23 protein-coding genes and 1 pseudogene are annotated in these 25,408 nt (G+C 40.4%); 1 reads left to right on the top strand and 23 read right to left on the bottom strand.

Annotation, left to right across the window (positions count from 1 at the left end):
* Positions 1-19 precede the first annotated feature (19 nt).
* From ON01_RS06255 to ON01_RS06165, 19 genes are all read right to left on the bottom strand, one after another.
* Positions 20-745, bottom strand: a complete 726-nt coding sequence (locus ON01_RS06255) for a 2-phosphosulfolactate phosphatase (protein WP_010530158.1) — start codon at positions 743-745, stop codon at positions 20-22.
* A 120-nt stretch (positions 746-865) separates the two neighbouring features.
* Positions 866-1,834, bottom strand: a complete 969-nt coding sequence (locus ON01_RS06250) for a Bug family tripartite tricarboxylate transporter substrate binding protein (RefSeq protein ID WP_010530157.1) — start codon at positions 1,832-1,834, stop codon at positions 866-868.
* 43 nt (positions 1,835-1,877) lie between these two features.
* A complete protein-coding gene (locus ON01_RS06245) occupies positions 1,878-2,666 on the bottom strand; it encodes an enoyl-CoA hydratase/isomerase family protein (RefSeq protein ID WP_010530156.1) in 789 nt (262 codons plus the stop codon).
* A gap of 78 nt (positions 2,667-2,744) precedes the next feature.
* Positions 2,745-3,815, bottom strand: a complete 1,071-nt coding sequence (locus tag ON01_RS06240) for a phosphotransferase family protein (protein WP_010530155.1) — start codon at positions 3,813-3,815, stop codon at positions 2,745-2,747.
* Between the two features lie 282 nt (positions 3,816-4,097).
* The gene (locus ON01_RS06235) at positions 4,098-5,627 is read right to left on the bottom strand and encodes a tripartite tricarboxylate transporter permease (RefSeq protein WP_010530154.1); all 1,530 of its coding nucleotides are present in this window, start codon (positions 5,625-5,627) and stop codon (positions 4,098-4,100) included.
* 36 nt (positions 5,628-5,663) lie between these two features.
* Entirely contained in the window at positions 5,664-6,113 is a 450-nt protein-coding gene (locus ON01_RS06230; RefSeq protein ID WP_010530153.1) for a tripartite tricarboxylate transporter TctB family protein, read from the bottom strand.
* 309 nt (positions 6,114-6,422) lie between these two features.
* A complete protein-coding gene (locus ON01_RS06225) occupies positions 6,423-7,628 on the bottom strand; it encodes an acyl-CoA dehydrogenase (RefSeq protein WP_010530152.1) in 1,206 nt (401 codons plus the stop codon).
* A gap of 278 nt (positions 7,629-7,906) precedes the next feature.
* Entirely contained in the window at positions 7,907-8,335 is a 429-nt protein-coding gene (locus ON01_RS06220; protein WP_010530151.1) for an acyl-CoA thioesterase, read from the bottom strand.
* Positions 8,336-8,373: 38 nt separating this feature from the next.
* The gene (locus ON01_RS06215; protein WP_010530150.1) at positions 8,374-8,943 is read right to left on the bottom strand and encodes a TetR/AcrR family transcriptional regulator; all 570 of its coding nucleotides are present in this window, start codon (positions 8,941-8,943) and stop codon (positions 8,374-8,376) included.
* 69 nt (positions 8,944-9,012) lie between these two features.
* Positions 9,013-10,182, bottom strand: a complete 1,170-nt coding sequence (locus ON01_RS06210) for a thiolase family protein (RefSeq protein WP_010530149.1) — start codon at positions 10,180-10,182, stop codon at positions 9,013-9,015.
* Positions 10,183-10,218: 36 nt separating this feature from the next.
* Positions 10,219-10,992, bottom strand: coding sequence for an SDR family oxidoreductase (locus ON01_RS06205; protein ID WP_010530148.1), 774 nt, complete (start codon positions 10,990-10,992; stop codon positions 10,219-10,221).
* A gap of 338 nt (positions 10,993-11,330) precedes the next feature.
* Entirely contained in the window at positions 11,331-11,735 is a 405-nt protein-coding gene (locus ON01_RS06200; RefSeq protein ID WP_010530147.1) for a MaoC/PaaZ C-terminal domain-containing protein, read from the bottom strand.
* Positions 11,732-12,181 carry a MaoC family dehydratase N-terminal domain-containing protein gene (locus tag ON01_RS06195; RefSeq protein ID WP_010530146.1) on the bottom strand — a complete coding sequence of 150 codons (450 nt, stop codon included), beginning with the start codon at positions 12,179-12,181 and terminating at the stop codon, positions 11,732-11,734. The genes ON01_RS06200 and ON01_RS06195 overlap by 4 nt, the downstream gene beginning before the upstream one ends.
* A gap of 14 nt (positions 12,182-12,195) precedes the next feature.
* Entirely contained in the window at positions 12,196-12,960 is a 765-nt protein-coding gene (fabG, locus tag ON01_RS06190; RefSeq protein ID WP_010530145.1) for a 3-oxoacyl-ACP reductase FabG, read from the bottom strand.
* Between the two features lie 27 nt (positions 12,961-12,987).
* Complete coding sequence (locus ON01_RS06185; protein ID WP_010530144.1) at positions 12,988-14,163, bottom strand: acyl-CoA dehydrogenase family protein; 1,176 nt, start codon at positions 14,161-14,163, stop codon at positions 12,988-12,990.
* A 68-nt stretch (positions 14,164-14,231) separates the two neighbouring features.
* Positions 14,232-15,812 (bottom strand): long-chain-fatty-acid--CoA ligase, encoded by a 1,581-nt coding sequence (locus tag ON01_RS06180; RefSeq protein ID WP_010530143.1) that lies wholly within the window; start codon positions 15,810-15,812, stop codon positions 14,232-14,234.
* 182 nt (positions 15,813-15,994) lie between these two features.
* Positions 15,995-16,399: a PaaI family thioesterase gene (locus ON01_RS06175; protein ID WP_010530142.1), complete on the bottom strand. Its 405-nt coding sequence runs from the start codon at positions 16,397-16,399 to the stop codon at positions 15,995-15,997.
* A 60-nt stretch (positions 16,400-16,459) separates the two neighbouring features.
* The gene (locus ON01_RS06170) at positions 16,460-17,437 is read right to left on the bottom strand and encodes an electron transfer flavoprotein subunit alpha/FixB family protein (protein WP_010530141.1); all 978 of its coding nucleotides are present in this window, start codon (positions 17,435-17,437) and stop codon (positions 16,460-16,462) included.
* 24 nt (positions 17,438-17,461) lie between these two features.
* Positions 17,462-18,235 carry an electron transfer flavoprotein subunit beta/FixA family protein gene (locus tag ON01_RS06165; RefSeq protein ID WP_010530140.1) on the bottom strand — a complete coding sequence of 258 codons (774 nt, stop codon included), beginning with the start codon at positions 18,233-18,235 and terminating at the stop codon, positions 17,462-17,464.
* Between the two features lie 309 nt (positions 18,236-18,544).
* On the opposite strand from ON01_RS06165, the pseudogene ON01_RS06160 reads away from it, so the two are divergent.
* A pseudogene (locus ON01_RS06160) lies at positions 18,545-19,897 on the top strand (IS1182 family transposase).
* A 90-nt stretch (positions 19,898-19,987) separates the two neighbouring features.
* Here ON01_RS06160 and ON01_RS06155 read toward each other — a convergent pair.
* Genes ON01_RS06155 through ON01_RS06140 form a run of 4 tightly spaced genes read right to left on the bottom strand, consistent with a single transcriptional unit; the run spans position 19,988 to position 25,403 of the window.
* A complete protein-coding gene (locus tag ON01_RS06155; protein WP_010530139.1) occupies positions 19,988-21,601 on the bottom strand; it encodes a long-chain-fatty-acid--CoA ligase in 1,614 nt (537 codons plus the stop codon).
* A gap of 23 nt (positions 21,602-21,624) precedes the next feature.
* Positions 21,625-22,632 (bottom strand): TAXI family TRAP transporter solute-binding subunit, encoded by a 1,008-nt coding sequence (locus tag ON01_RS06150; RefSeq protein WP_010530138.1) that lies wholly within the window; start codon positions 22,630-22,632, stop codon positions 21,625-21,627.
* Positions 22,633-22,647: 15 nt separating this feature from the next.
* Entirely contained in the window at positions 22,648-24,612 is a 1,965-nt protein-coding gene (locus ON01_RS06145; RefSeq protein WP_010530137.1) for a TRAP transporter permease, read from the bottom strand.
* 20 nt (positions 24,613-24,632) lie between these two features.
* Positions 24,633-25,403, bottom strand: coding sequence for an SDR family oxidoreductase (locus ON01_RS06140; RefSeq protein WP_010530136.1), 771 nt, complete (start codon positions 25,401-25,403; stop codon positions 24,633-24,635).
* Positions 25,404-25,408 lie beyond the last annotated feature (5 nt).

Below are 25,408 nucleotides of genomic sequence, written 5' to 3'. Positions count from 1 at the left end.
ACTCCCCTTTCTAATAAAATTATAATTTTTCTAATATCTTTAACTCTCCCTCATTAACGGAAACGATTAAGTCTGATGCACCAACATTTCCTGTAAAATTAATTAAATCTTGCATCCCTTTTTTTATACTAGAACGACCTACCTTACTATTCTCTAAAATATGTTTAATCCGATTTCTCTTTTCGAATTGTTGTTCTAAAGCTATCTGTACAGCATCATTGTACTTAACGTTGTTTAGATTGAGCCGCGATATAATTATGCTTGCACACAAGAAATCTTCAAGTGAAAAATGCCCTCCCGACCCTGCACATATAATATACACATCTTCCTTTTTTAAAGTGTTTAAGTATTCTGCTATAGTAGGGACGTTCCTTATATTAGCTATCAATAATTTTTTAGCATTTTTAGCCTGACAAATTGCTCGTGTACCATTAGTGGTTAGGAAAATAACATCCTTATTATTTACATATTCTGAAGGATAGTCTTGTGGTAGATGTCCACTTTTAAATCCGTCTATTCTAAATCCCCCTTGTTCCCCACCAGTAATAGAAGAATTCCCCAATTCCTCACCCAGTTTTTTTGCTTCTTCCATATTTTCAACTGGAAAGACTCTCCTTGCACCACGCTCCATTATTGTCAGAAGCGTAGTAGTTGCCAAAAGAACATCAATTACAACTACAGTTGCGCCTGATAATAAATCAGGCTCAATCTCTTCTTTAGTTAACCATAAACGACATCTTTTCACTCGTCCTTCCCCCCATCAGAAATTGATCCTAATATTAGATTTTATCGAAGGTATGTTTAGATGAAAAATTGATATATATCTTTTTCATCTAAACATTACTAATAATACCTAAATATATTTTTATTCAACTACTCTATCAATTACCTCTCCAAACTGTTCTCTCTGTTTGTCGAAGAAATCTTCCATTTCCTGCGGGGTCATATCAGGCAAAGTATAATAGTTTTTAGCAGCAAATTCTTTAAATTCCGGGTCCTTTAATGTTTTATTAACTACCTCTTCCCATTTAGATATTACCTCTTCTGGTAAATCTTTAGGTCCCCCTATGCTTATCATTGCTGTAATATCAAATTCATAACCCAGCTCGTCTATAGTGGGGACGTCAGGGTAGGATTCGAATTTTTCAGGGGAAACGGCTAAAAAGTTTAAATCCCCAGCTTGCTCAGCACCAAGTGCTGCTACAGGTGAAACTAGCGTAAAATCCACATGACCACCTAAAACTGCAGAAATAGATTCAGAATCACTACTATAACTAAGAATATCCCATTTCAAGTCAAAGTTTTCCGCTTGATTAACCAACTCTGCAAAAAGATTATTTGTAGTACTGGAAGCAGCAAAGGATAATGTATTTTCCTTTGAATACTCAATTAACTCCTCAAACGTTTGATAGGGTGCGTCTTTAGGCGCAACAAATACATATTGATATTGCATTACAGGTGTAACTAAAGTAAAGTCATCTCCATCATAATCCAGTAAATTAAGGTGTGGGTTCACCGAGTAAAGCTGGGTACCCATACCACCAGCCATTGTATATCCATCCGAATCAGCGTTAGCAATAGTAGAATACATTGATGCACCCCCGCCGCCAGTTTCATTTTGAATAACTATTTTTTGTCCCAAATGTTCTTCAGCGATTTTTGCAAATTCTCTAAAGAAAATGTCTGTTGTCCCACCTGCTCCATAAGGTATCATCAATGTAACTGGTCTTTCAGGGTAATCACTAGCACCACTACTACCTGAAGTTTCACTACACGCAACTAAAATTGATAATACTATAACTACCAACAAAGGAAATATAAATATTTTTTTCATTTTGACCATCCTCTCTGATAATTAATTTATTGTAATAATTAAATTATTTTCCAACAAAATTAGAACTCCTTTTCTCTTTAAATGCTAAGATGCCTTCAGCATGATCTTCAGTTGTGGCAACCGTTGCTTGTGAGATACGCTCTTGTTCAAGTACCTCTGCTAAACTTGATTGTAGAGATTGATCAGCAATCTTCTTAATGAATCCAAAAGCAGTTGATGGTCCAGCGGCTAGTTTAGCGGAATATTCCATAACTTTCTGCTCGAAATCTTCAAAAGGATAAATATGATTAACGATGCCTAATGAATATGCTTCTTCAACACTGATGGGCTCGGCATTAAATAACAATTCCTTGGCACGATAAGTACCAATCAATCTTGGGAGAAAATATAATCCCCCACCATCTGAAATTAAACCTACCTTTGAGAAACTTAAAACAAACTTACTGCCATCAGCAGCTAGAATCATGTCGCAAGCCAAGGCAAGATTAAAACCTGCTCCTGCAGCGTAACCGTGTACAGCAGCAACAATTGGTTTTTCTAATTCCTTCATTAAAATAATTAATTCATTTAAATTGCCAAGATGCTCATATGTGCCCAAAGGAGTTCTTCTCCCCATCCCCTTTACATCACCACCAGCACTAAAAGCTCTACCAGAACCTGCAATAGTAACAACACGTATATTCATATCAGTTTTTGCTTTACTTAATGCTTTCTTTAATCCAGAAATCATTTCAGAACTAAAAGCATTTAGACTTTGAGGTCGATTAAGCTTTATTTGCATAATTCCATCTTGAATTTCCACTATTAGATGATCGGATTCATTGTTTTGCATGTAAAATTCTCCTTTATATTAAATTAACTACAAGCCATACAACATCCATTCGCTTATGATTCAAATAATGAATGGTTATTAAGTTAGATTATTTCTTGATGTATTTTCAACACAGTATTGAATTAAGTTATTTACATATACATTTAAATCTTTAAACCGTACATCTTTTGTTTGACCTTTTTTCCATCTAAAATAAATTTGTTGGCAGATGACTGCTAATTTAAAATAGGAAAAGATTAAATAAAAGTTCATATTTGATACATCTCTTCCACTTTTCTTTGCGTACGCCTCCATGAATTCATTACGTGTCATGAATCCGGGATATGTCGTTACAGGATCATCCTCTGTTCCTTTTTTTAAAAGCGATGAATCATTGTCTTCTTTCCAATAACTCATTGCTACACCTAAGTCTGTCAATGGATCTCCAACTGTGGTCATTTCCCAATCAAATAAACCATTTATATAGTCAAAATCTTCATTAAACATTAAATTATTCAATTTATAGTCATAATGTATAATTGTAGGGTTCTGCGATTCAGGAATATTATTTAGCATCCAAGTTTTTAATTGTTCAATGCCATCTAATTCTTCTGTTTTAGATCTTTCATATCGATGAATCCAACCATTCACCTGACGTTCCACGAAACCTTCGGGCCTGGTCATTTCTTTTAGTTTTGTTTTTGTATAATCAATTTGATGTAATGCTACTAGCGTATCCACCATTCTTTTAGATATCTCCCTACCTAGCTCCTCAGTATACTTAACATCCTTGGGAAATGCGGTGTCTAAAACAACCCCATGCCTTCTTTCCATAATAAAGAAAGGACTTTCTATAATATTTTGCTCTTTTCCTGCAAACACATATGGTTTAGGTGCGGGGGAGAAATATGGTGAAATTTCATTTAATATGGTGAACTCCCTTTCCATATCATGGGCTTTAGGAGGAACTGGTCCTAGGGGTGGTCTTCTTAATACAGCTTCCCAATCACCTATTTTTAATAGATAAGTTAAATTAGATCGTCCAGCACTAAACTGTTCAACAGTTAATGGATCAGTAGGTAAGTTTTTTATATTTTCCCTAAGAAATGACTCTAGGTTGATTAAATTAAGTTCCTCTCCATCTCGAACCGGGATTGTCTCAGATGACATAACTACCCCTCCTCCGTAAAATTTTATTGGGCAAGCTTATTTTAGCATCGCCTTAATTGTGGATATAGGTATTGACCTTTGTTCTATTTGATCAATACAAATTGTATACGCCTCCAGATCTGTAATTATTTCTTTTATTTCACTTCTCCTCAGACTTAATGTAAAAAGCTCTTAGTCCCAACCTTTACATTTAAAGAAGAATTTTTTCATTCCTATCTTCCTCACCTCCTTTTTTATTAGTTATTACTTTTCCAATCATCAAAAAATTAGAGTTGATATATTCTACTCCTTTATTTGCTTATTGCTTTTTAACGTTTTTCTGAGATGATTAAAGATAACTAACAACGAAATCATTAATAATACTAACGATATTGGTTGGGTGAAAAATATACTAATATCTCCACTTGATAATACCAAAACTTGTCTGAATGATTCTTCCAGCTTAGGTCCAAGAACAAAACCAATAACAATTCCTACAAGCGGAATTTCTATCTTTTTCAAGAGAAAACCTAGTACACCAAAGATGAACATTACGATAATATCAAAGGAAGCTTGACTATATCCGTACGTACCTGCAATGCATAAAACTAAAATTATTGGTGTCAACACTGTTGGTCTTATTACAGCGATTTTGCGGAACACATTACTTGCATACCAATTAATAACAAAACAAAATGCGCTTGCTATTAACATTCCTGCAAATATTCCATATACAATAGGTCCATTTGTTTCAATAAGCTGTGGTCCAGGTACAATACCATGAATTATTAGTGCACCGAAGATTATAGCTGCAGTAGCATCTCCTGGTATTCCCAATGAAAGAAGTGGGATGAGGTTTGAACTGCCTACTGCACTATTGGCTGCTTCCGCTGCGACTATACCTTCTTTTTCGCCCTTACCAAAATTATCTCCATTTTTTGATTTACTCTTCGCCTGTGCATAACTTACGAATGTAGCAGTCACTGGTCCTAGTCCCGGAAGAGCACCAATTAAAGTTCCAATTATTGACGAACGTCCTAGTGTTTTTTTGACCGCAGTTACTTCTTTTATAGTTATATTGTCGTCTTTCTTTTTCTGATTATTCCTATTGGCCTCAAATTCAGAAGTGTTGGAACTGGATTTACTAAACTTAGAATAGTAATGTTGCTCCATCGTCTCAAATACTTCTGAAACTGCCAGTAAACCGATTACCAATGCTATAATACTTATAGAACCAGAAAGATTGTCTAGTCCAAAGTCAAAGCGCGGTATAGAGGTTACAGGGTCTGATCCTATTGTTGCTATCAACAACCCTAATAAAACCGAAATAATATTCTTTGATATTGAATTTCCGGTTATAATAGTTATTAGCACTAAAGCAAAAATAATCAATGCAGCATTTTCTGTTGGGCCAAATTGTAATGCTGCAGACGCCAGTAATCCAGCAGTAAATATTAACACAAGATTACCAACTAAATCGCCTGTTGTTGACGATATAAGAGCAAGTCTTATTGCCTTACGTGGATAACCTTTCTTCTTTAGCGGATTTCCATCAAGACCAGTGGCTGCCGCGGCAGGAGTACCCGGTGCATTAAACATGATAGCGGTTACGCTACCGCCAAACAATCCACCTTTATACATAGCAATTAACATACTTAGACCTGCAACAGGCTCCAAATAAAAAGTAATTGGCAGAACCAGTGCGATTCCCATTGTAGAGGTTAAACCTGGTATCGCACCTAAGATAGCTCCAGCGGTAACACCCGCAAGAATTAAAAGAACATTCATTGGGGTAATAATTGTAGCAAAACCTTCCGCTATTTGACCTAACATATCTTATACAACACCTCCCTTATATCTGAATAATATTTATAAAAGAACTCCTGATGGAAAATACAATGCTAATATTTCTGTGAATAGTAAATAAATGGATAGAGGCAATACAACACTAATAATAATAGACATTTTCCAACCTTCACCTAATACACGCATTTGTATTATTATAAAAAGAACAGAAAGAGCGAAAAAACCAACATATTGAATCAAAAAAATATAAGCAGTGTATATTAATATATTTAATCCAACATATTTTATTATTTTTTTGTTAAATTTAAAGTGATTCGAATTTTTATTAAATGCAAGTATAAATAGATTAGCTATACCGACAATCAATAACCCAGTTGTATAAATGAAGGGAAATAATCTTGGCTCCCCTTTCTGGACCTCCATTGGAATAACAACCAAGATAAGTAACAAACCAAGCAATACGACAAGTCCATAAATATAGATTTCCTTAACTTTAAAATAATTACTATCCATTCTCTCCCTCCATTTGTAATAGCTAAAAGATTAAGGCCTTTTGGTAAAAACCTTCCCACATCATTCTATATTTAGGATACTTTTTTCTTTTCAACAACATTATTTATATCACCTGGAATCCGTGATACACCATATCCTAACGTCATTGTTTTTACTTCAATTCCCCTTTGGTTCTACAGTCTCTGTTTTCATTCCGCCTCTTCTTAATTAATCACTAATTGGCACCTGCTGCAGCAATTTGCTTATCAATCCCGGTTATGATTGCTGTCTTTTCAGTTAAACCGAACAGTTCATCAACATCATAGATAGCTATTGGTATTTTTTTAATTCTTGTCTTGCAATTGCTCTTCGATGTACTTCATCAGGTCCATCCGCTAATCGTAATGTACGAATCTTTGCCCAGCTTTCAGCCAATGGAAAATCTTCAGTTACACCTGCTGCTCCAAATGCTTGAATTGCGTGATCAATAATTTTTAATGCCATATTAGGAGCAACAACCTTTATCATTGCAATTTCTGCTTTCGCTTCTTTATTTCCAACCTTATCCATCATATAAGCTGCCTTTAGTGTGAGAAGTCTCGCCTGTTCTATATCCATCCTTGCATCGGCAATCCATTCTTGAATAACACCTTGTTCAGATAATTTTTTGCTAAATGTCTCTCGTTCTTGAACACGCTTACATAATAATTCAAGTGCTCTTTCAGCAGTACCAATTGTCCTCATACAATGATGGATTCTTCCTGGCCCTAATCTCCCTTGAGCAATTTCAAATCCCCTTCCTTCCCCTAAAAGCATATTTGAGGCAGGAACACGTACATTATTATACTCGATTTCTGCATGTCCATGTGGTGCATGGTCATAACCAAATACAGGCAATGTACGCTTAATTGTTACACCTCGTGTATCAAGTGGAACAAGAATCATGGACTGTTGTTTATGCTTAGGAGCACCGGGATCATTTTTACCCATTACTATCGCAATTTTACAACGTGAATCTCCAGCGCCAGAAGACCACCATTTTGTACCATTAATGACATATTCGTCCCCGTCCCGTATAATACTTGCTTTGATATTTGTCGCATCTGAAGAAGCGATATCTGGTTCAGTCATTGAAAAACAAGAACGAATCTCCCCATTAAGTAACGGTTTCAACCATTTTTCCTTTTGCTCATCTGAACCATAACGTACAATAGTCTCCATATTACCTGTATCTGGCGCTGCACAATTAAATACTTCTGGAGCAATACTAGAGCGACCCATTATTTCACATAATGGCGCATATTCTAAGTTTGTTAGACCAGCACCATATTCACTTTCTGGTAGAAACAGATTCCACAATCCCTCCTCTTTTGCTTTCTGCTTCAACTCCTCCATTATTGGAGGGATTGAAGAAAATCTATTATTTTTATCCAACTGCTCCTCGTGTGTCTTTTCGTTTGGATAAATATATTCCTCCATAAATTTGCTTAATTTATTCTGATAAGCTTTAACCTTATCTGTATATTCAAAATACATATTATCCCCTTCTTCCTATTATTAATATAGAATCCATTTAATTACTTTTATAATATACATTCAACGTATTTTCCGGTATGGTTCTATTAAGTTTCCGTGACCTGTTCATTCTGAGGAAGAGAAGTATTGACAAACCCGGCCATGTTTATTCTCCATTACATAGCGAAGGGAAGGTTATCGCGGATTAACTTTTTAAGATCTTAATCCTCCATTTTTTCAAATCAAACTAGTCCTCACTTGCGGATAGGTACTGTTTCCGCTATCATTTCGCAATCCTACTACTGCGAAAATTCCGACTCTTTATTGGTCACCACCAGGTATTTCTCCATCCTACTCCGTATTTCATCCGGAACCTTGATCGTCTTTTGTTCTTCATAATTGAAGCAGACTGTAACGGCATGTGATTTTGCAACAATCTTGAACGTTTTCGGATTGACAAGAGTATGTTTGACGGTAAAACTTTTCCTGCCTATTTTTTCCACGTCCGTCAACAGCTTCAGCTTCTGTCCAGCATATGCCTGAGTGATGTAATCACAGGAGATTGAAGCAAGAATGAAATTAATTGAATTATTACGTTTCGGACATATTTCTTGAAAGAACTTGGTCCGGGCCTCTTCAAAATACAGGAAGTAACTAACATTATTCACATGACCGGCTGCATCTGTCTCTGAAAACCGGACGTAAATTTCTATTTCATAGGAAGCCATCTATTCCCTCCTTCCCATCTGTCGATAGTTACTCTGGCTTATCGTTCATTGATTATCCCATTAAACAGAATGTCAATATAGGTGTTGATGATTTCCTCTTCTGACAATTTCCCCTCCGGGTTGAACCAATTGAAGCTCCAATTCGTCATACCCAGCATCCCAAAGGTGAGAATATCTGCATGCAGACCCTTTTTAAATTCACCAGTTTTAATTCCTTCCTCAATCACTTGTTGAAATGCCAAACGGAATTTTCTCCGTTTGTGGCGAATTTCTTCAAAATGCAGTTTGTCAAGGTTTCTTCCTTCCCGATTGAAAATCCTGGCACTCTGCCTCTGTGTTCTAATACTGTTAACGATCATAGAAATAATGCTGTATAATTTATCCTTGCTATTTTTATCCGGATTCTGGAGGATTTGATCCTGTTCTTTAAGCAGACCCTCTATATAATTGATATGAATATCCTTCAGGAGTTCCTGTTTACTTTTGTAATAGTAATAAAAGCTCCCCTTTGTAACACCGATATAGTCGACAATCTCCTGAATGGATGTTTCGCTGTACCCTTTTTCATCGAACTGTTGGATGCTAGCGTTCTTGATTTTATTCTTCATTTGCCATTTTCCTTTCTACAAAATATTAGCCTATCTCTTAGTATATAGATTTTGCCGACTACAGCTTCATCAATCTTTTTCAATAATGGCAGCAATTCCCTGACCGCCGCCAATGCAAGCGGTAATCAACCCGTATTTTTCCCCAGATCTTTGTAGTTCATGAACTGCCTTGGTGACCAGAATCCCTCCAGTAGCACCTAATGGATGACCATGAGCAATGGCGCCGCCATTAACATTAACCTTTTCAGGATCCATCTGCATCTCTCTATCGCACGCAATCACTTGTGCAGCAAATGCTTCATTGATCTCAATGAGATCCATTTCCTCTAGCTTCATTCCGGATCTCTCCATTACTTTTCTTGTTGCAGGCACAGGTCCGATCCCCATAATGTTCGGATCCACACCAGCTACAGCGGAAGCCTTTACTTTTGCGAGAGGTTTAAGCCCTAACTGGTTTGCTTTCTCTCTGGACATGATCACAAGGGCAGAAGCTGCGTCATTGAGCCCGGAACTGTTTCCCGCAGATACACTTCCTTCTTTACGGAAGGCAGGTGGCAGTTTTTGCAGTTTTTCCATTGTCGTATCCGGTCGTGGATGTTCATCTTTCTCAAAGACAACGGGATCTCCTTTCCGAACTGGAACCGTGATTGGAACAATTTGTTCATCAAACCGTCCTTCTTCCATTGCATTTGCCATCCGCTTCTGGCTCCTTAGTGCAAATTCATCCTGTTCCTCTCTGGAAACATTATACTGGTCCGCCAAATTTTCCGCAGTTATCCCCATCGGTGGATCTCCTATTTCATTCGGGGAAAGCTGGGATTTTCTAAACTTTGGCAAGACCGGGCTGTACGCCTTGGAAGGTCGATCCATCAGATATGGAGCTCGTGACATACTTTCCGTTCCGCCAGCAATGAACACCTCCCCTTCACCTGTCCGTATAGCCTGAGCAGCAAGTGCCACTGCGTTGATTCCTGAACCACACTGTCTATCAACGGTTAGCCCCGACAAGTTTGTCGATAATCCCGATTGGAGTGCAGTAAGACGGGCAATATTCCCTCCGCCGCTTAAGACATTACCGAAAATTACATCATCTATGGATTCAGGTGTGATCTTTGCACGTTTCACTGCTTCCTTTATGACTTCCGCCCCGAACACGTGGGCAGGTACTGATGCCAATGCACTACCCTGCTTGGCAATAGGTGTTCGAACCGCCGATACGATAACAGGTTCTCTATTCATCTATTTTTCCACTCCCTCTGTATTTGATTACCACGTTTACATAGCATTCGATCCACCATCTACAACAATTGTCTCTCCGGTTATATGATTTGATGCAGCGGCAGCCAAAAACAAGGCAACCCCTTTCAAATCGTCCTCCCCACCGAATTTTCGAAGCGGAGTACCTTCCAAAATTTTATCCCCGCCTTTCTCTAGGAGTACTTTTGACATTTTTGTCGGGAAGAAACCCGGTGCTATAGCATTCACGTTTATTCCACGCGGCCCCCATTTGGCTGCCAAGTCCTTGGTGAATGTTATGACTGCTCCTTTACTGGAGTTATATCCGATAGCATCCATAAATCTTGGATCGGATCCTTTCAATCCAGCTGTGGAAGCAATGTTAATAATTTTTCCAGATTTCTGTTCGGTCATCACCTTGCCGACCTCCTGCGACATGAGGAATGTACCTGTGACATTGACATTTAGCACCTTTTGAAACGACTCAAGTGGCATCTCATCTACCGGTGCCCCCCAGGAAGTTCCGCTGTTATTGACAAGAATATCAACCGTCCCGAATTTCTCCATTGTTTTATTGACTACACTTTTTACATCATTCGGATTAGTTACATTACAGGCAAGTGCAAGGGAGGCTGCCCCCCTTTTTTTCAGTTCTTCACTAACTTCCTTGCAGTTCTCTGTTTTTCTGGAACAGACAACCAAATTCGCTCCTGCTTCTGCCAACCCCTCCGCAATCTGCTGACCGAGACCGCGGCCGCCACCAGTAACAATTGCCGTCTTACCGGTCAAATCAAATAAATCCTTCACATGCATTCACAAGACCTCCAATATTTGATTAATACTTTTTCAATTTTTGTTTGGCAATCATCCGGCGGTGGACTTCATCCGGTCCATCTGTCACTCTAAAAGTATGTATGCCCGCCCAGCTGAAAGCAAGTGAATAATTATTCCTCAACCCACTGCACCAAACGCCTAATTAGCACGATCGATAATTTCCACCGCCATGTCATGGCAGTCATCTTTATCATAGAAAGTTCCAGCTTTGTTTCCTTATTTCAACCTTTATTCTATCGGAATATTTAAACTCCATGGCTAGCACTCCGTGTTTTATATTTCTCTCCCAGTCAAAGGAACCCTCTTCGATTTATCCATCATTCATACTTGGAAAAAACCACCTTCCCCTTGATCACGTCTTTTCCTTTCTGATTCACAGTTCTTACACGAAAATACAGGTACGCATCCGTATGTTCCTCTACCTCAGCTTTTAATGTTAGGACATCATCAAGGAAAACCATTCCGGAAAACCTGATTTGATAGTCTTGGATAAACCCCTCTTCATAATAAGGTGTGAAAAGCTTCGCTAAATTGCCCATTGTCCACATCCCATGGGCTATGATACCTGGCAATCCGGCTTTTTCAGCTTCCTCATCAATGGTGTGGATTGGGTTGAAATCGCCGGAAGACCCTGAGTACTTAATTAAATCCATCCTGCTTACAGGGGGAAGTGTTATATCGTCCAATGCTTCACCTGTAGTTAATCTTGTTATGTTCTTCATACATTCATCGCCCTTCTTACCGTTTCTGTAATAATGGTAGTCATTTTTTCCGTGAAAATGACGTTTCCGTCAGTATCCTCTCCATACCTCTTTACGGCAAGAAAACCCATACGTCCATTGCTGCCTGATTTTTCATAGTAATCTTCCACTTCGGTATAGCAGTAGATTTCCTCTCCGACCAAAAGAGGCCTCTCATAATGATAGCTTTGTTCACCGTGGATCAGACCCTTTTTTGGAAGGTTAAGGCCTTCAACTCTACCATAATCAAAAACCCTGGGAAATGTCGGAGGTGCAATATTCCCGCCGTACCTCGATTTTTCACCGGTCTGCTCATCCACATAAATTGGATTAGGGTCTCCAATGGACTCGACAAAACGCCGGACATGTCCACGCTCTACCATATTTTTCACTTTTTCGGATTTTCTACCGATCATATTTTTATACATAATAGGGCTCCTTTCTAATCTTTCGGGCCGCCTGCAACGTAAATAACCTGTCCGTTGACGAAGGATGACCTTTCATCTGCAAAGAAGGCAACCGCATTGGCAATATCCTCCGGTTTCCCACTCCTAGCGGCTGGTATCTTGCTAACAGCACCTTTTACAAAGTCCTCATATGAAACTCCAACACGCTCAGCTGTTGCTTTGGTCATATCAGTCTCAATGAAACCCGGTGCTATAGAATTTGCCGTAACGCCAAATTTTCCAAGCTCTATGGCCAGTGTTTTGGTAAATCCTTGCAAACCTGCTTTTGCAGTAGAGTAATTGGCCTGACCACGGTTTCCAAGTGCGGAGGTAGAAGAAATATTAATAATTCTTCCATACTTCTGTTCCACCATGTATTTCTGGGAAGCCCTTGATGCGTTGAATGAACCTTTCAGATGAACATCCATTACTTGCTGCCAATCGCTATCAGTCATCTTGAACAACATATTATCGCGGATGATTCCTGCATTATTGACAAGGATATCAAGTTTCCCGAAGGTATTCACTACTTCCCCAACAGCTGCTTCCACTTCATCTGCTTCTACAACACTTGCTTTTTGCGTAAGTGCGGTATATCCTTGCTCCTTAAAATCTTTTTCGGCTTTTGCCAGTGCTTCTTCGTTAATATCAAGAATGGCAATCTTCGCCCCTTCTTCGGCGAACTTCTGTGCAATCCCTTTTCCAATACCTCGGCTCCCGCCTGTTACCAGTACTACTCTTCCTTCGAACCTTTGAGCCATGTTTATACCTCCTAAAAAATATAAATATTAGATAAATTGCCCTACTTTTACATTACCTTTTAACAGGTTCCGCGCAATAATCATGCGTTGAATTTCGTCCGTTCCGTCATAGATTCTCCATAATCTTGCTTCACGGTACCAACGTTCAATCGGAAGCTCTCTTGTGTAACCCATACCACCATGAATCTGCATAACACGGTCAACCACCCTGTTACCCATATTAGATCCATATAACTTGGCCATAGATGCAAGGTGCCGATTATCTTCTCCCTGATCAAGGGTGAATGCCGCATTAAGCACCATCCATTTTGCTGCCTCTATCTCAACTGCTGAATCCGCTATTTGCCACTGGATTGCTTGTCTGTCACCGATCGGTCGACCGAATGTTTTTCGTTCCTTGGAATAGTCGATTGCCATCTGCAATAGTCGCTCGGCAGCACCAACTGCACGTGCTCCTACAATCCATCTGGCAAAACCTATCCATTCCAGACCAAGGTTGTATCCGCCATGCAGTTCTCCAAGAATGTTTTCTTCCGGTACTCTCACATTGTCAAATACAAGTGCTGCCGGTCCCCATTCTCCCATGGTATCGATGTACTCAGACCTCCACCCCATGTCGCGGTCAACAATGAAGCAAGTCACACCTTCTCTTCCAGTTTGCTGATGCCTTTCCTTGTCGGTGATGGCAATAACCATCACGAAATTCGCCTCGTTTCCACCGGTAATAAATGTTTTTTCCCCGTTAATCACCCATTCATTTCCGTCCTTTACTGCAGTAGTTTTAATATTTCTCGTATCGGAGCCAGCATCCGGCTCTGTCATGGCAAAGCAGGACTTCTTTTCCCCGTTAATGGTTGGAATCAGATATTCTTCCTTTTGTCTTTCATTGCCGTAGTAAAGAATATTATCCGCAGAACCCCCAAACGTAAAAGGAACGAACGTTTTAGCAACCTCCATGGAAACGATGGCCTGCATCATCTGTCCAAGATCAGCTCCACCATACTCGCTCGGTGTATTAATTCCCCAGAACCCGGATTCTTTTGCTTTCCGCTGAAGCTCCTCTTGCTTTGCAGCGGACAGACTCGGCTTGCCTTCTCTCTCATTTCTTAATACTTCATTCTCCAAAGGTATTAGTTCATTCTCCACAAATTTACGGATGGTTTCCTGGACCATTTTCTGTTCATCTGTCAGTCTTAAATGCATGTTGTTTACCTCCATTTATATATAACAAGCGTTATACTAACTAGTTAGTATTTAATATGTGTGGTTTACTAGGAATATGTTTCAATCAACGATCTTTTTAATATCTTCCCTACAGTTGTCTTTGGCAGCTCACTAACAACCTCCACAGACTGTGGCGCTTTATAGGCCGCCAGTCTCTCCCGGCAGTAGGTGATTAGCTCCTCCCCGTCTAGATTTTCTCCCTCTTTTGGAACAACCACCGCTTTGATTGTCTCTCCTCTATACTTATCAGGTACGCCAATTACCGCAGCCTCCAGTACATTTGGATAGGTATAAATGACATCTTCCACTTCAACCGGGTAGACATTGTAGCCGCTGGCGATGATCATTTCCTTTTTCCGGCCAACAATATAGAAAAATCCGTCGGCATCCATTTTTGCCAAGTCACCGGTAAACAGCCACCCATCCCTAAGAACGTTTGTAGTTTCCTCCGGCATGTTCCAGTAGCCTTTCATAATCTGTGGTCCCCTGACCACCAACTCTCCGACTTCTTCGATCTCCAGCTCTTCTACCCCGGTAACGGAATCTACAATTTTTGCTTCCGTATTGGGGATAGGAATCCCAATACTGCCGGGCTTCTGCAAGCCACTAATCGGATTCCGGTGGGTAACCGGTGAAGCTTCGGACAGGCCGAACCCTTCTGCTACACTAGTACCGCTCGTTTCATTGAAATTATTAAGTACCTCAACTGGCAGCGGAGCAGATCCACTGGTACATGTCCTAAGACTTGTTAAGTCAAAATTCTTCTCTTTGTAATAACTCAATAAAGCAATAAACATGGTCGGCACACCTGGAAAGATGGTCGGTTTGGTTTTTTCGATGACTTCCACTGTCTGCTCAACGTCAAATTTTGGAACCAGAATCAGATTACCTCCGGTATAAAAGCACAGATTCATACAACTAGTCATCCCGTATACATGAAACAAAGGAGAAATAGTCAAGAACCTTTCTTCTCCGATGCGGGTTCGAACCTTGGATGTTGCATAACTTTGAAGCGTATTCGCCACTAAATTGTAGTGGGTCAGCATGGCCCCTTTTGAACGGCCGGTTGTACCGCCCGTATACTGCAGAATCGCTACATCTTTTTTGGGCTCAATGGAAACCTCCGGCACTTTGTATTTTTGATTTTTCATGTATTCATTGAATTTGCAATCGTTTTCAAATGAAACTGGTAAAGTGACTTCTACTTCTGTGGCATTAATCACCTCTTCAACAACTGGTAGCAGTTTATCCAATGCAATCAGCACTCTGGCCTCCGAATCATTCAAAACATGTAGCAGTTCAGATGACTTATACATCGGGTTTACCTGTACCACTACAGCCCCGCACATCAGGGTTGCATAATAGCTGATTGGATACTGCGGGCAATTTGGCAGCATCAGTGCCACTCTATCTCCTTTATTAATTCCCAAATTTCTCAGAGACCCTGCGACATTCCTGATCAGTTGTTCAAGTTGCTTGTAAGTGTATGTATCTCCATTGAAGGTAATGGCATTGTGTTCAGCAAATTTTTGAACAGAGTTCTCAAATATGTGGGTCAAAGAGACTTCAGGGATCTCAATTTCATGAGGGGTTCCACCGACGACATGTTTTAGCCATGGTTTTTTCACTAACAATCCCTTCCTTTGCATTTATCATTCACAGTTCACAACTCACAGATACATATTAACCATTTAGTATTTTCGGAATATTTAGTGTTTATTATACCAGATCCTATTTAAATTGCAATATAATTTTTAGATTTTTTAATCAAAAATGAGGGGTTCAGCAAAAACGTTACTCTTACCTTTATTTAATCTCTGATCAATTTATAATTGCCCATTCCTTTAGCCAGAATGTTGTCATTCTCATCCTTGATTTCCCCCTCTGCTACTACCATACGATATCCTTGTTTCAGGATGTTTCCTGTTGCATATATTATTTCACCTTCTGTAGAGGGATTGAGATAATTAATGTTCAGGCTAATAGTCGTACACCTTGTCCTGGTCATGGACCGGATGGCCATTCCCAAGACAAGATCCAACATAGTTGCATGAACCCCACCATGCAAGGAATCATTGGCGTTTAATAACTGTTTTCTAATTGGAAGCTTCAGGATAACATTACCTTCCTCGAACTCAATGATTTCAAAACCGACATGTGAAAAAAATGGACTTGATTCAAAACTGTTACGAACATCCTCAATTAATTTGTCCAAATTGGCTTTCACCTTCCTACTCTGTTTTTCTTGTTCTCAAATCCGTTCGTCAATTTTTCATTAAACATTTAATTTCAATTGCTTCAGTTCTTCGGTAAGATTCGGCACTACCTCAAATAAATCACCTACTATACCGTAATCAGCCACATTAAAGATATTCGATTCCGGATCCTTATTGATGGCCACAATCACCTTCGAATTGGACATACCCGCAAGATGTTGGATGGCGCCGGATATTCCTACAGCAATGTACAGATCCGGTGTCACGACTTTTCCTGTCTGGCCTATTTGCAAGGCATAATCACAATACTCGGCATCACATGCACCACGGGACGCCCCGACTGTACCACCCAGAACTTCAGCTAGTTCATAAAGTGGTTCGAACCCTTCTTTGCTCTTGACACCTCGACCGCCGGCAATGATTACATTCGCTTCAGACAAGTCTACTCCATCGGAAGCCTTACTGATTACATCCTTGATAACGGTACGGATGTCCCCTATATCTACATGCTTGGCCGTCACCTCTCCACTTCTGGATTCATTCCGTTCGAGTGGTTTAATATTATTCGGACGAATGGTCACAAATGTTAACCCTTCTGTAATAATCTTCTTCTCGAATGCCTTTCCTGAATAAATTGGCCGAATGAAAGCCACATTGTCCCCTTCATTGTCGATATCAACGCCGTCTGATATAAGCCCACTATCCAGTTTTGTTGCCAGTTTCGGTGTCAAATCTTTACCGATAGAAGTATGCCCCATTACGATTCCATCCGGTGATTCTTCCTGGATGACAGCCATTGCTGCCTGTCCGTATGCATCAGCAGTATAGTTTTCTAGCTTTTCATGCTGTACTATAACCGCACGATCTGCTCCATAACGAATGATTTCCTCTCCTTGTTCCTTAAGATCTTCCGACCCAAATATGACACCTACAACTTCAGCATCCGCATCGATTTTTTTGGCTGCTGCTACAGCCTCAAAAGAAACATTCCGAAGTGTTCCTTCCATGCTTTCACCAAATACTAGTAATTTACTCACTGTAATTCTCCTTCCTTATGCTATTTATAATACTTTCTTTTCGTCTTTTAACAAGGTAACGAGTTCTCTCACCTGATCATCCACTTCTCCTTCGAGTACCTTTCCCGCCCCTTTTTCTGGAGGCAGAAAAATATCGATTGTCACTGTCTTCGGCTCTAACTCCTCTTCCTCCAGATCAAGGTCGTCAATTTCCAGTTCCTCCAGCGGCTTTTTCTTTGCTTTCATAATACCCGGTAAAGATGGATAACGAGGTTCATTCAGTCCCTGTTGACAGGTGACGAGCAAAGGAAGTGCACTCTCAACCATTTCCACATCGCCTTCAACGTCCTTTTCAATGCTGGCTGTGTCCCCATCAATTTTCAGACTGGTGATTGTTGTAACACATGAAATATCCAGGGCTTCTGCTAGCCTTGGACCTACCTGACCACTCGATTCATCGATTGCTACATTACCAGCAAATATTAAGTCAGCTTCCTTATCATCAAAAAAAGATTCAAGAATTTTCACCGTTGTCGACTGATCACCATCTTCCAGGTCTTCATCAGTATTTATCAATACCGCTTTATCCGCCCCCATGGCCAGAGCCGTACGCAGTTGCTTTTCCGATTCATCATCACCTATCGTAACGACAGTCACTTCACCGCCATGCTCATCCCTTTGAATGATTGATTCCTCTACAGCGTATTCGTCATAAGGATTGATGATATACTCGGCACCATCCTCCTCAATTTGCCCGTCGTTTATTTTGATCTTTTCTTCGGTATCAAACGTTTTTTTCAATAAAACAAAGATATTCATCTTCCCACTCCTCGTTAACTATATTGATAACTTCCTTGTCAGGGATAGGCCCGTTTTCACTATATTTAGTTTTAACCCTTGGGTTCTATAATAACTGATTGTACCGTCAACTTTATTTGAAAACTATGGTATGGTACTGCCGATAGTCAATGTATTATCGTACTTAAATATTTTTACATTCGAGTGAATTTCATAATTCCCAGCCCTTATCTCGCAAGGGCTCGCAGACATAAAAAAGGAAGTACCTCCCCAAATCTTGTATAATGGTCGTTGACTAAACATCCCAAAAAGACTGGAGGAGTACTTCCTATGACCATTATACGGCAAACGAGCCTATTTGGCATCCAAGAATTATATGAAATGGAACCTACCCAAAAATATGAGGCAATCATTTCCGCGATTGATTTGGATTCGATTTACCATGAAGTGACCAAAAAATCGCGACTTGGTGCGCCGGAAGAGCTGAATTATGCAGCGATGATTATTTCCATTTTCATTCGATACATCGAGCGCATCCCAACGATAAAAGACCTGGTCAAACGTCTAAATGACGATATTGCCTTTAAACTGAATTGCGGATTTCTTGTTTCTGATCCAATCCCATCTGAAGCTTCTTATTCCCGGCTTTTTGCGAAGTTGAAAGAAACAAACGCTTTGGAAAAAGCGCAGGAAAAGGTTGTCCTCCAAGCCATTGCGGAAGGCTTTATCATTGATGATACAGTCGCAATCGATGCTACTCACTTCGAAGCACGCGATCAGGCACCACTTAAAGAAGAAAAGCCAAAGCCGGAGCCTAAAAAGCGCGGCAGTAAATCCAAAGAAGAGCGTGAACAATGGTTAAAGGAAAAAGCTGAAAAAGAAGCTAATATGCCTCTTTATGACAAAAAAATTGAAGCCCAATTAGACGCTTCCTTAACCGAACTTCGTGATGAAGTTCCTCGGGATCCCCAATGGGGAGTCAAGAAGAATAGTGAAGGCAAAAACGAATTCTGGTTTGGCTATAAAGGCCATCTGGCGGTTGGTACATCGAGTCAATATATTTTACAGTCCCTTTTCTCGTCAGGAAAAATGAACGACGGAAAAGGCGCCATTCCGTTATTGAAAGGGATTGATGAACGCTTGCCACTTCCAAACTTGTGTTATCAAACGATGGATGCCGGTTATGATTTTGAACCGATTTACCAGCAAGTGTACCAAATGGGGCAGCAATCCATTATTGCCTATAATAAACGGAATGAATCGGAACCAATTGGGTTTGATAAGTATTTTGCCCCGACTTGTTTCCGTGAGCATTCGTATCGTTATGATAGTTACGATGCCAAATATGAAACACTGAAGTACACGAGCCCGAAGGAATGCAAAGATTGCCCATTAGCCAATGAAGGTATTTGCAAAAAGTGTTCAAGATGAAAATTACCAAAGACCTCAGACGATACACAGCGCCGGCTCGTGGCTCCAAAGCCTGGAAAGCTATTTACAACCGTCGTTCAGCAGTGGAACGTTAATGCGTATTTAAAGGAGTTCTTCCAGCTCAACAATGTTCGTATTCGCACAGGTGAACGTGCTAAAGTCCATTTTGACATCGTTACTTTGATGTATAATGCTTCAAAACTAGCTGCAGATCGTATTAATGCGAAGCTAAACCAACAACAGGCTGCCTAGCAAGCTGTTTAAAGGAATTTTAAAAAATCCATTTTAAAAATTCTGCAGGTCTTTGTGTTTTTAAAAAGAGCAATTATGAAATTGATTCATTCAATCTCTCTTCTGACTTTTTTTCTTTTCAGCATCTACCAACTTACGTTTCAGTATTTTACCTACATTATTCCTTGGAAGTTCATTTATAACTTCGAATCGCTTTGGTACTTTATAGGGCGTAAGACTTCTATAACAAAACCCCTTTAGTTCTTCAAAATCAATGGATATCCCTCTCTTCGGAACAATGTATGCCTTGATTACTTCCCCCTTTTCCCGATCAGGAATACCGGCAACCGCACATTCCTTTATGTCAGGATGTTCGTATAGGACATTTTCTACTTCCTGGGGATAGACGTTGAAGCCCCCATTGATAATCATTTCTTTTTTTCTACCAACAATAAAAAAGTAGCCGTCCTCATCCTGTAAAGCCAAGTCACCGGTGTATAACCATCCCGCCTTCAGACTTTTTCTGGTCTGTTCTTCATTATTCCAATATCCTTTCATGATTTGTGGTCCCTTGATGACTAGTTCTCCGACAGAATTCGCCGGTAGTTCATTATTTTTCTCATCTACCACTTTACTGTCCGTTTCCGGCATTGGAATACCAATACTACCTATTTTTCTTATTCCCTTTGGGGGATTTCGATGAGTGGAAGGCGAGGCCTCTGACAACCCAAATCCCTCTCCAATTACCGCTCCAGTGATTTCTTCAAATTTCCGGATTACTTCCACAGGCAAGGGGGCTGAACCACTTGAACAAAACTTCAGGCAGTCCAACCCGTATTCCCGAACCCGTTCATGATTAATAAACGCATTGTACATACCGGGAACTCCAGGAAAAAAAGTAGGTTTGTATGTCTTTATTTTCTCTAACACATCAGCAACCTCAAATTTTTTGATGAGAAGATTTGTAGCACCAATATAAATTCCAAGATTCATGCCACTTGTCATAGCATACACATGGTATAGCGGAGTAGCAGTCAATACAGTTTCTTTTCCAAACTTCATGTCTTCCCCGTACATGGCATAACTTTGAATGACATTGGCGACAAGATTGTAATGTGTCAACATCGCTCCTTTGATGGCTCCTGACGTTCCTCCGGTGTATTGAATAACAGCTACGTCCTCGCCGGGAGTGATGGTATTGTTTTCTTCCAGTTTTTTTGAGCTTTTGATAAGTGATGCAAGAGAAATAATTTCATCATCTGATGAACCAACCACAAAAATATGCTGAAATTGGTAAACTTCATCCAGTTTTTTGATTTTTTCAATCATATTATCCTCTGTCACAATGTAAGCCACTTCAGCGTCACTAGCGATCTGCAATAGTTCTCTAGGTGTATAACGCGGGTTAATTTGAACAACAACAAGACCAAGTTTCATAGCAGCATAATAGCTGATGATATATCCTGGATCATTGGATATCATCAGGCCAATCCTTTCCCCTTTTCTCAAACCTAGCTCCTTCCATCCACCCGCAAGATGATCGATATATTCCTTCAATTCCTTATAAGTGTATTTTACTTCGTCCTGAATAACAGCAAGACGGTTTGGGTAATGGCTTACGGTATCTTCTAAAAGGGAATATACAGACACTACTGGAATATCCAATTCTTTAATCATTTGTTCCGGATAAGCTCTGAACCATTTACGTTCCTCAAGATTCTTCAAAATAATTCAACCCCCTTCTAAGATTATTCAAGCACGCCTTGTTCCTCGTAATATCTTTTTGCCCCCGGATGAAGTTTTTCTGGATCTATTCCATTCAAGGCAGTATCCAAAGTGAAATTTTTAGCGCGCTGAGGAACCTGTTCTTCAAAGGTATCCAAGTTTTCCCAGAAAAATTTAGTTAGATTATAAACGTAATCCTCATCCAATTTAGAATCCACTGTAATCATAGTTTCCATGACATACGTCGGTACATCTTCCTCTATTCCTTTATAAGTACCGCCTGGTAAAGCGCCTTTTGTGATTCCAATCCCCTTCTCTTCAATACTTTCCAATTTATTTTCGTCTATCGGGATAACCTTAATAGGACTGGTTATCTCAATTTCCTGTAAAGCCGGGATGAAAGGAGCTCCCCCACCGAGGAACACATCCACATTCCCATCTTTCAACATAGAAGCCCCGTCGGAATAATTTCCATAAGATACCTTCCCTCCTGCCTCTTCTATGGTCTGTTCATCAATCCCATATTCCTCCATCATCTTCCAAAATGCAACGGGTCCACCGCCACCTTTAGGACCGAGAAAGATATGCTTATCAACAATATCTTCAATCGAATTGATGTCCTCATTATCCGCAGTGGTTGCAATCGTCTGGTAAACCGGATAAATCGCAGCAATGGCAGCTAAGTCCTCAATTGGTTTATCGAATCCTGTTCCGCCTTCCAGAGCGGAGATAAAATCCGGTGTATAATTCAACGCCATCTGGACGTCACCCACACCCAGAGATTCCAGATTTGCTGTGGACCCGCCTTCCAGCTGGGTAGCATTCAATCCATTGAAGGATTCCGAATAAATTTCCGTCATTGCTGTAGTGATTGGGTACCATCCGGACCCCATTGGACCTGAGCCAATCGTTAAGAACTTATCTGGTGCTGTTGGCTTATCTCCTGAGCCGGATGTCTCTTCTCCTCCACATGCTCCAAGCAATAAGGCAACAATCGTTGCAATAACCATATTTATCATTGTTTTTTTCATACTTACACCTTCCCTTTATCTAATTATTTGTTTTTCCTCTACTGTATCATCCGTCCTAATTCTCCATTGCCATACAACTAAACCAATTACCAGCGCCAACCCTATAATATCCCCCAGAAATCCAGGTGTTACTAGCAATATAGCCCCCCCCATACTTAGCAGCCTTTTTAGAGCTCCTAATTCACTAAAGAGATACCCTTCCAAAGCTGCGGCAAAAAAGGCACAGCTTATTAAGGCACTTCCAGTAGCGATAGCAATTTCTAAAGGACTCCCTTCTTGCATCAACAAAACGGGATTATAGGCAAATATGAACGGGACAAAGAAACCACCAAGCCCAATTTTCATTGCATAAAAGGCTGTCTTGAGCGGATCCGACCCAGATATGCCAGCCGTTGTATAAGCCGTAATGGCAACCGGCGGTGTCAACCCGGAAAGAACACCAAAATAGAAAACAAAGAAATGAGCTGCTACAACGTTCACTCCTAGTTCAATGAGTGCCGGCGCGCCCAACACCGCCAGAATTACGTATGCAGACACTGTCGGCATGCCCATTCCCATGATGATGGAAGCGATAGCTACCAATAACAAAAGAAGTAATAAATTTTGACCTGCCACATCTATGACAAATCTTGAAAAAGTGATGCCAAGCCCCGTCAAAGATACTGACCCAACAATAATCCCGGCTGTAGCACACGCAGCAACAACTGCAAGCGCGTTTCTTGTGCCATTTTCCAATGCCGCAAGGATATCCAGTAAATTCATTCTTGTTGCCTTACGAATCCAACTTAAAAGGATGGTTGCAATGGTGGCATAGAATCCCGCTTTCATTGGACTATAACCGTAAACCATTAGTGCTATGATAAGAATAATCGGTAAAAATAGGTATCCCTGTTTCAACAGTACCTTTCTGAAGTCAGGCAGTTGCTCACGTGGTATACCAGCCATCTTCAATCGTTTTGCATGGAAATATACCACCATACCTGCAATGAAAAAATAGATGACAGCGGGTATCAATGCGAACAATGCTAATTGAATGTAAGGGATACCAATGGTTTCAGCCATGATGAACACTGAAGCCCCCAATATCGGTGGCATAATCTGCCCTCCCTGAGAGGCAACTGCCTCAACGGCGGCCGAAAACCTTTTACTATACCCTAGCTTTTTCATTAATGGAATTGTAAAGGAGCCGGTGATCGCAGCATTCGCTGCACCATTCCCTGTAATTGTCGCCACTAAAGCACTTGATCCAACGGACGAAAGTGCCGGTCCACCCGTTTTGTTACCTAACAAGCCAAATGCAGCATCGGTAAAGAACTGACCTCCACCGGACCGTATAAGGAATGCGCCAAAGATAACAAACAGAATCAAAACTGTTGAACTGACATACACGGGTGCACTGAATATTCCCAATGTCCCACTGAACATATGGTCAACCATTTTTTCATAACGGATTCCCGGATGTGCCAAGGCACCTGGAAAGTACTGTCCGAACATGGTATAGACTAGAAAGAATATCCCGACTGATGCCATCAGAATACCGTTTGTTCTTCTAGTTGCCTCCAGAACAAGGACAATAAATAAAGTCCCAAACACTGTATCCGCGGCACTGATGTTACCCTGCCTGCTTAGAATGGCTTCCGCTTCTGTAATCATGTAAAACGAGGTAGCCAGTGTCAGTAAAACTACCAAGATATCAAGAATTCCAAAATCTTTTCCTTTACGAAATGGAAACAACAAAAAGATTAATAGCATTGCCCATAACACGTGTATACTTCGCTGCTGCCATGATGGCAATGTTCCAAATCCTGCCGTGTAAATATGAAATATAGACAACCCAATCGCAAGCAAGGAAATAATCAAAACGAGAAACCTGGAAAAGTTCCATTTCACAGCTCTGTTTCTCCAAATATCTTCTACATACGCAGGTTTTTCTTTAACAGTTGTATCAATCTTGTTCCGATTTGCTTCATCCGCACTCATATAATCTCACCTCCAATCTTCTATAAAGTGCTTCCGCCGTCCACGCTCAAAATTTGCCCTGTAATGAAATCGCTTGCATTTGCTGCCAGCAACAACGCTGTTCCTTTGATTGCATTTTCATCTCCGATCCTATTAAGCGGATTTTTTTCCGTTATAGCATCACCATTTTGCTCTAGAACAACCCTTGTCATCTTCGTGGGGAAGAAACCCGGAGCAATCGCATTAACATAAACACCGTGTTGAGCCCATTTTCTCGCCAAATCCTTGGTGAAATGGGCAACTGCTGCCTTACTTGTGCTGTAACCAATAGCGTTTAGCACCTCCGGTGGCTCGGCTTTTAATCCTGCTGCAGAAGCAATATTGATGATTTTACCGGACTTTTGCTCAATCATCTTCCTGCCTACAGCCTGCGACATCAGAAATGTACCAGTTACATTTACCCGCATCACCTTCTCCCAGGCTTCCAAGGGCATATCTTCCACATTAGCTCCCCAAGTAGTGCCACTATTGTTTACGAGAATATCAATCCGTCCAAAGTCTTCAAGCACATCATTCATAACTTGGTTGATATCCTCTTCATTTCCCAAGTCACATTGATAGGCTTGTGCATTAACACCTTTAGATGTCAATGCTTGTGCGGCATCTTCACAAGCCTCTAATTTTCTCGAACACAAAGCAATAGCGCAGCCGGCGTCGGATAATGCTTCTGCGATTTGAAAACCTATTCCTCTTCCTCCCCCTGTAATGAGGGCTACTTGACCTTTTAATTGAAATAAATCAAACGTATTCATCCTCC

The organism is Lentibacillus jeotgali, from assembly GCF_000224785.1.
GTDB lineage: Bacteria > Bacillota > Bacilli > Bacillales > Amphibacillaceae > Lentibacillus > Lentibacillus jeotgali.
This window is presented reverse-complemented; position numbering and strand designations above follow the sequence as displayed.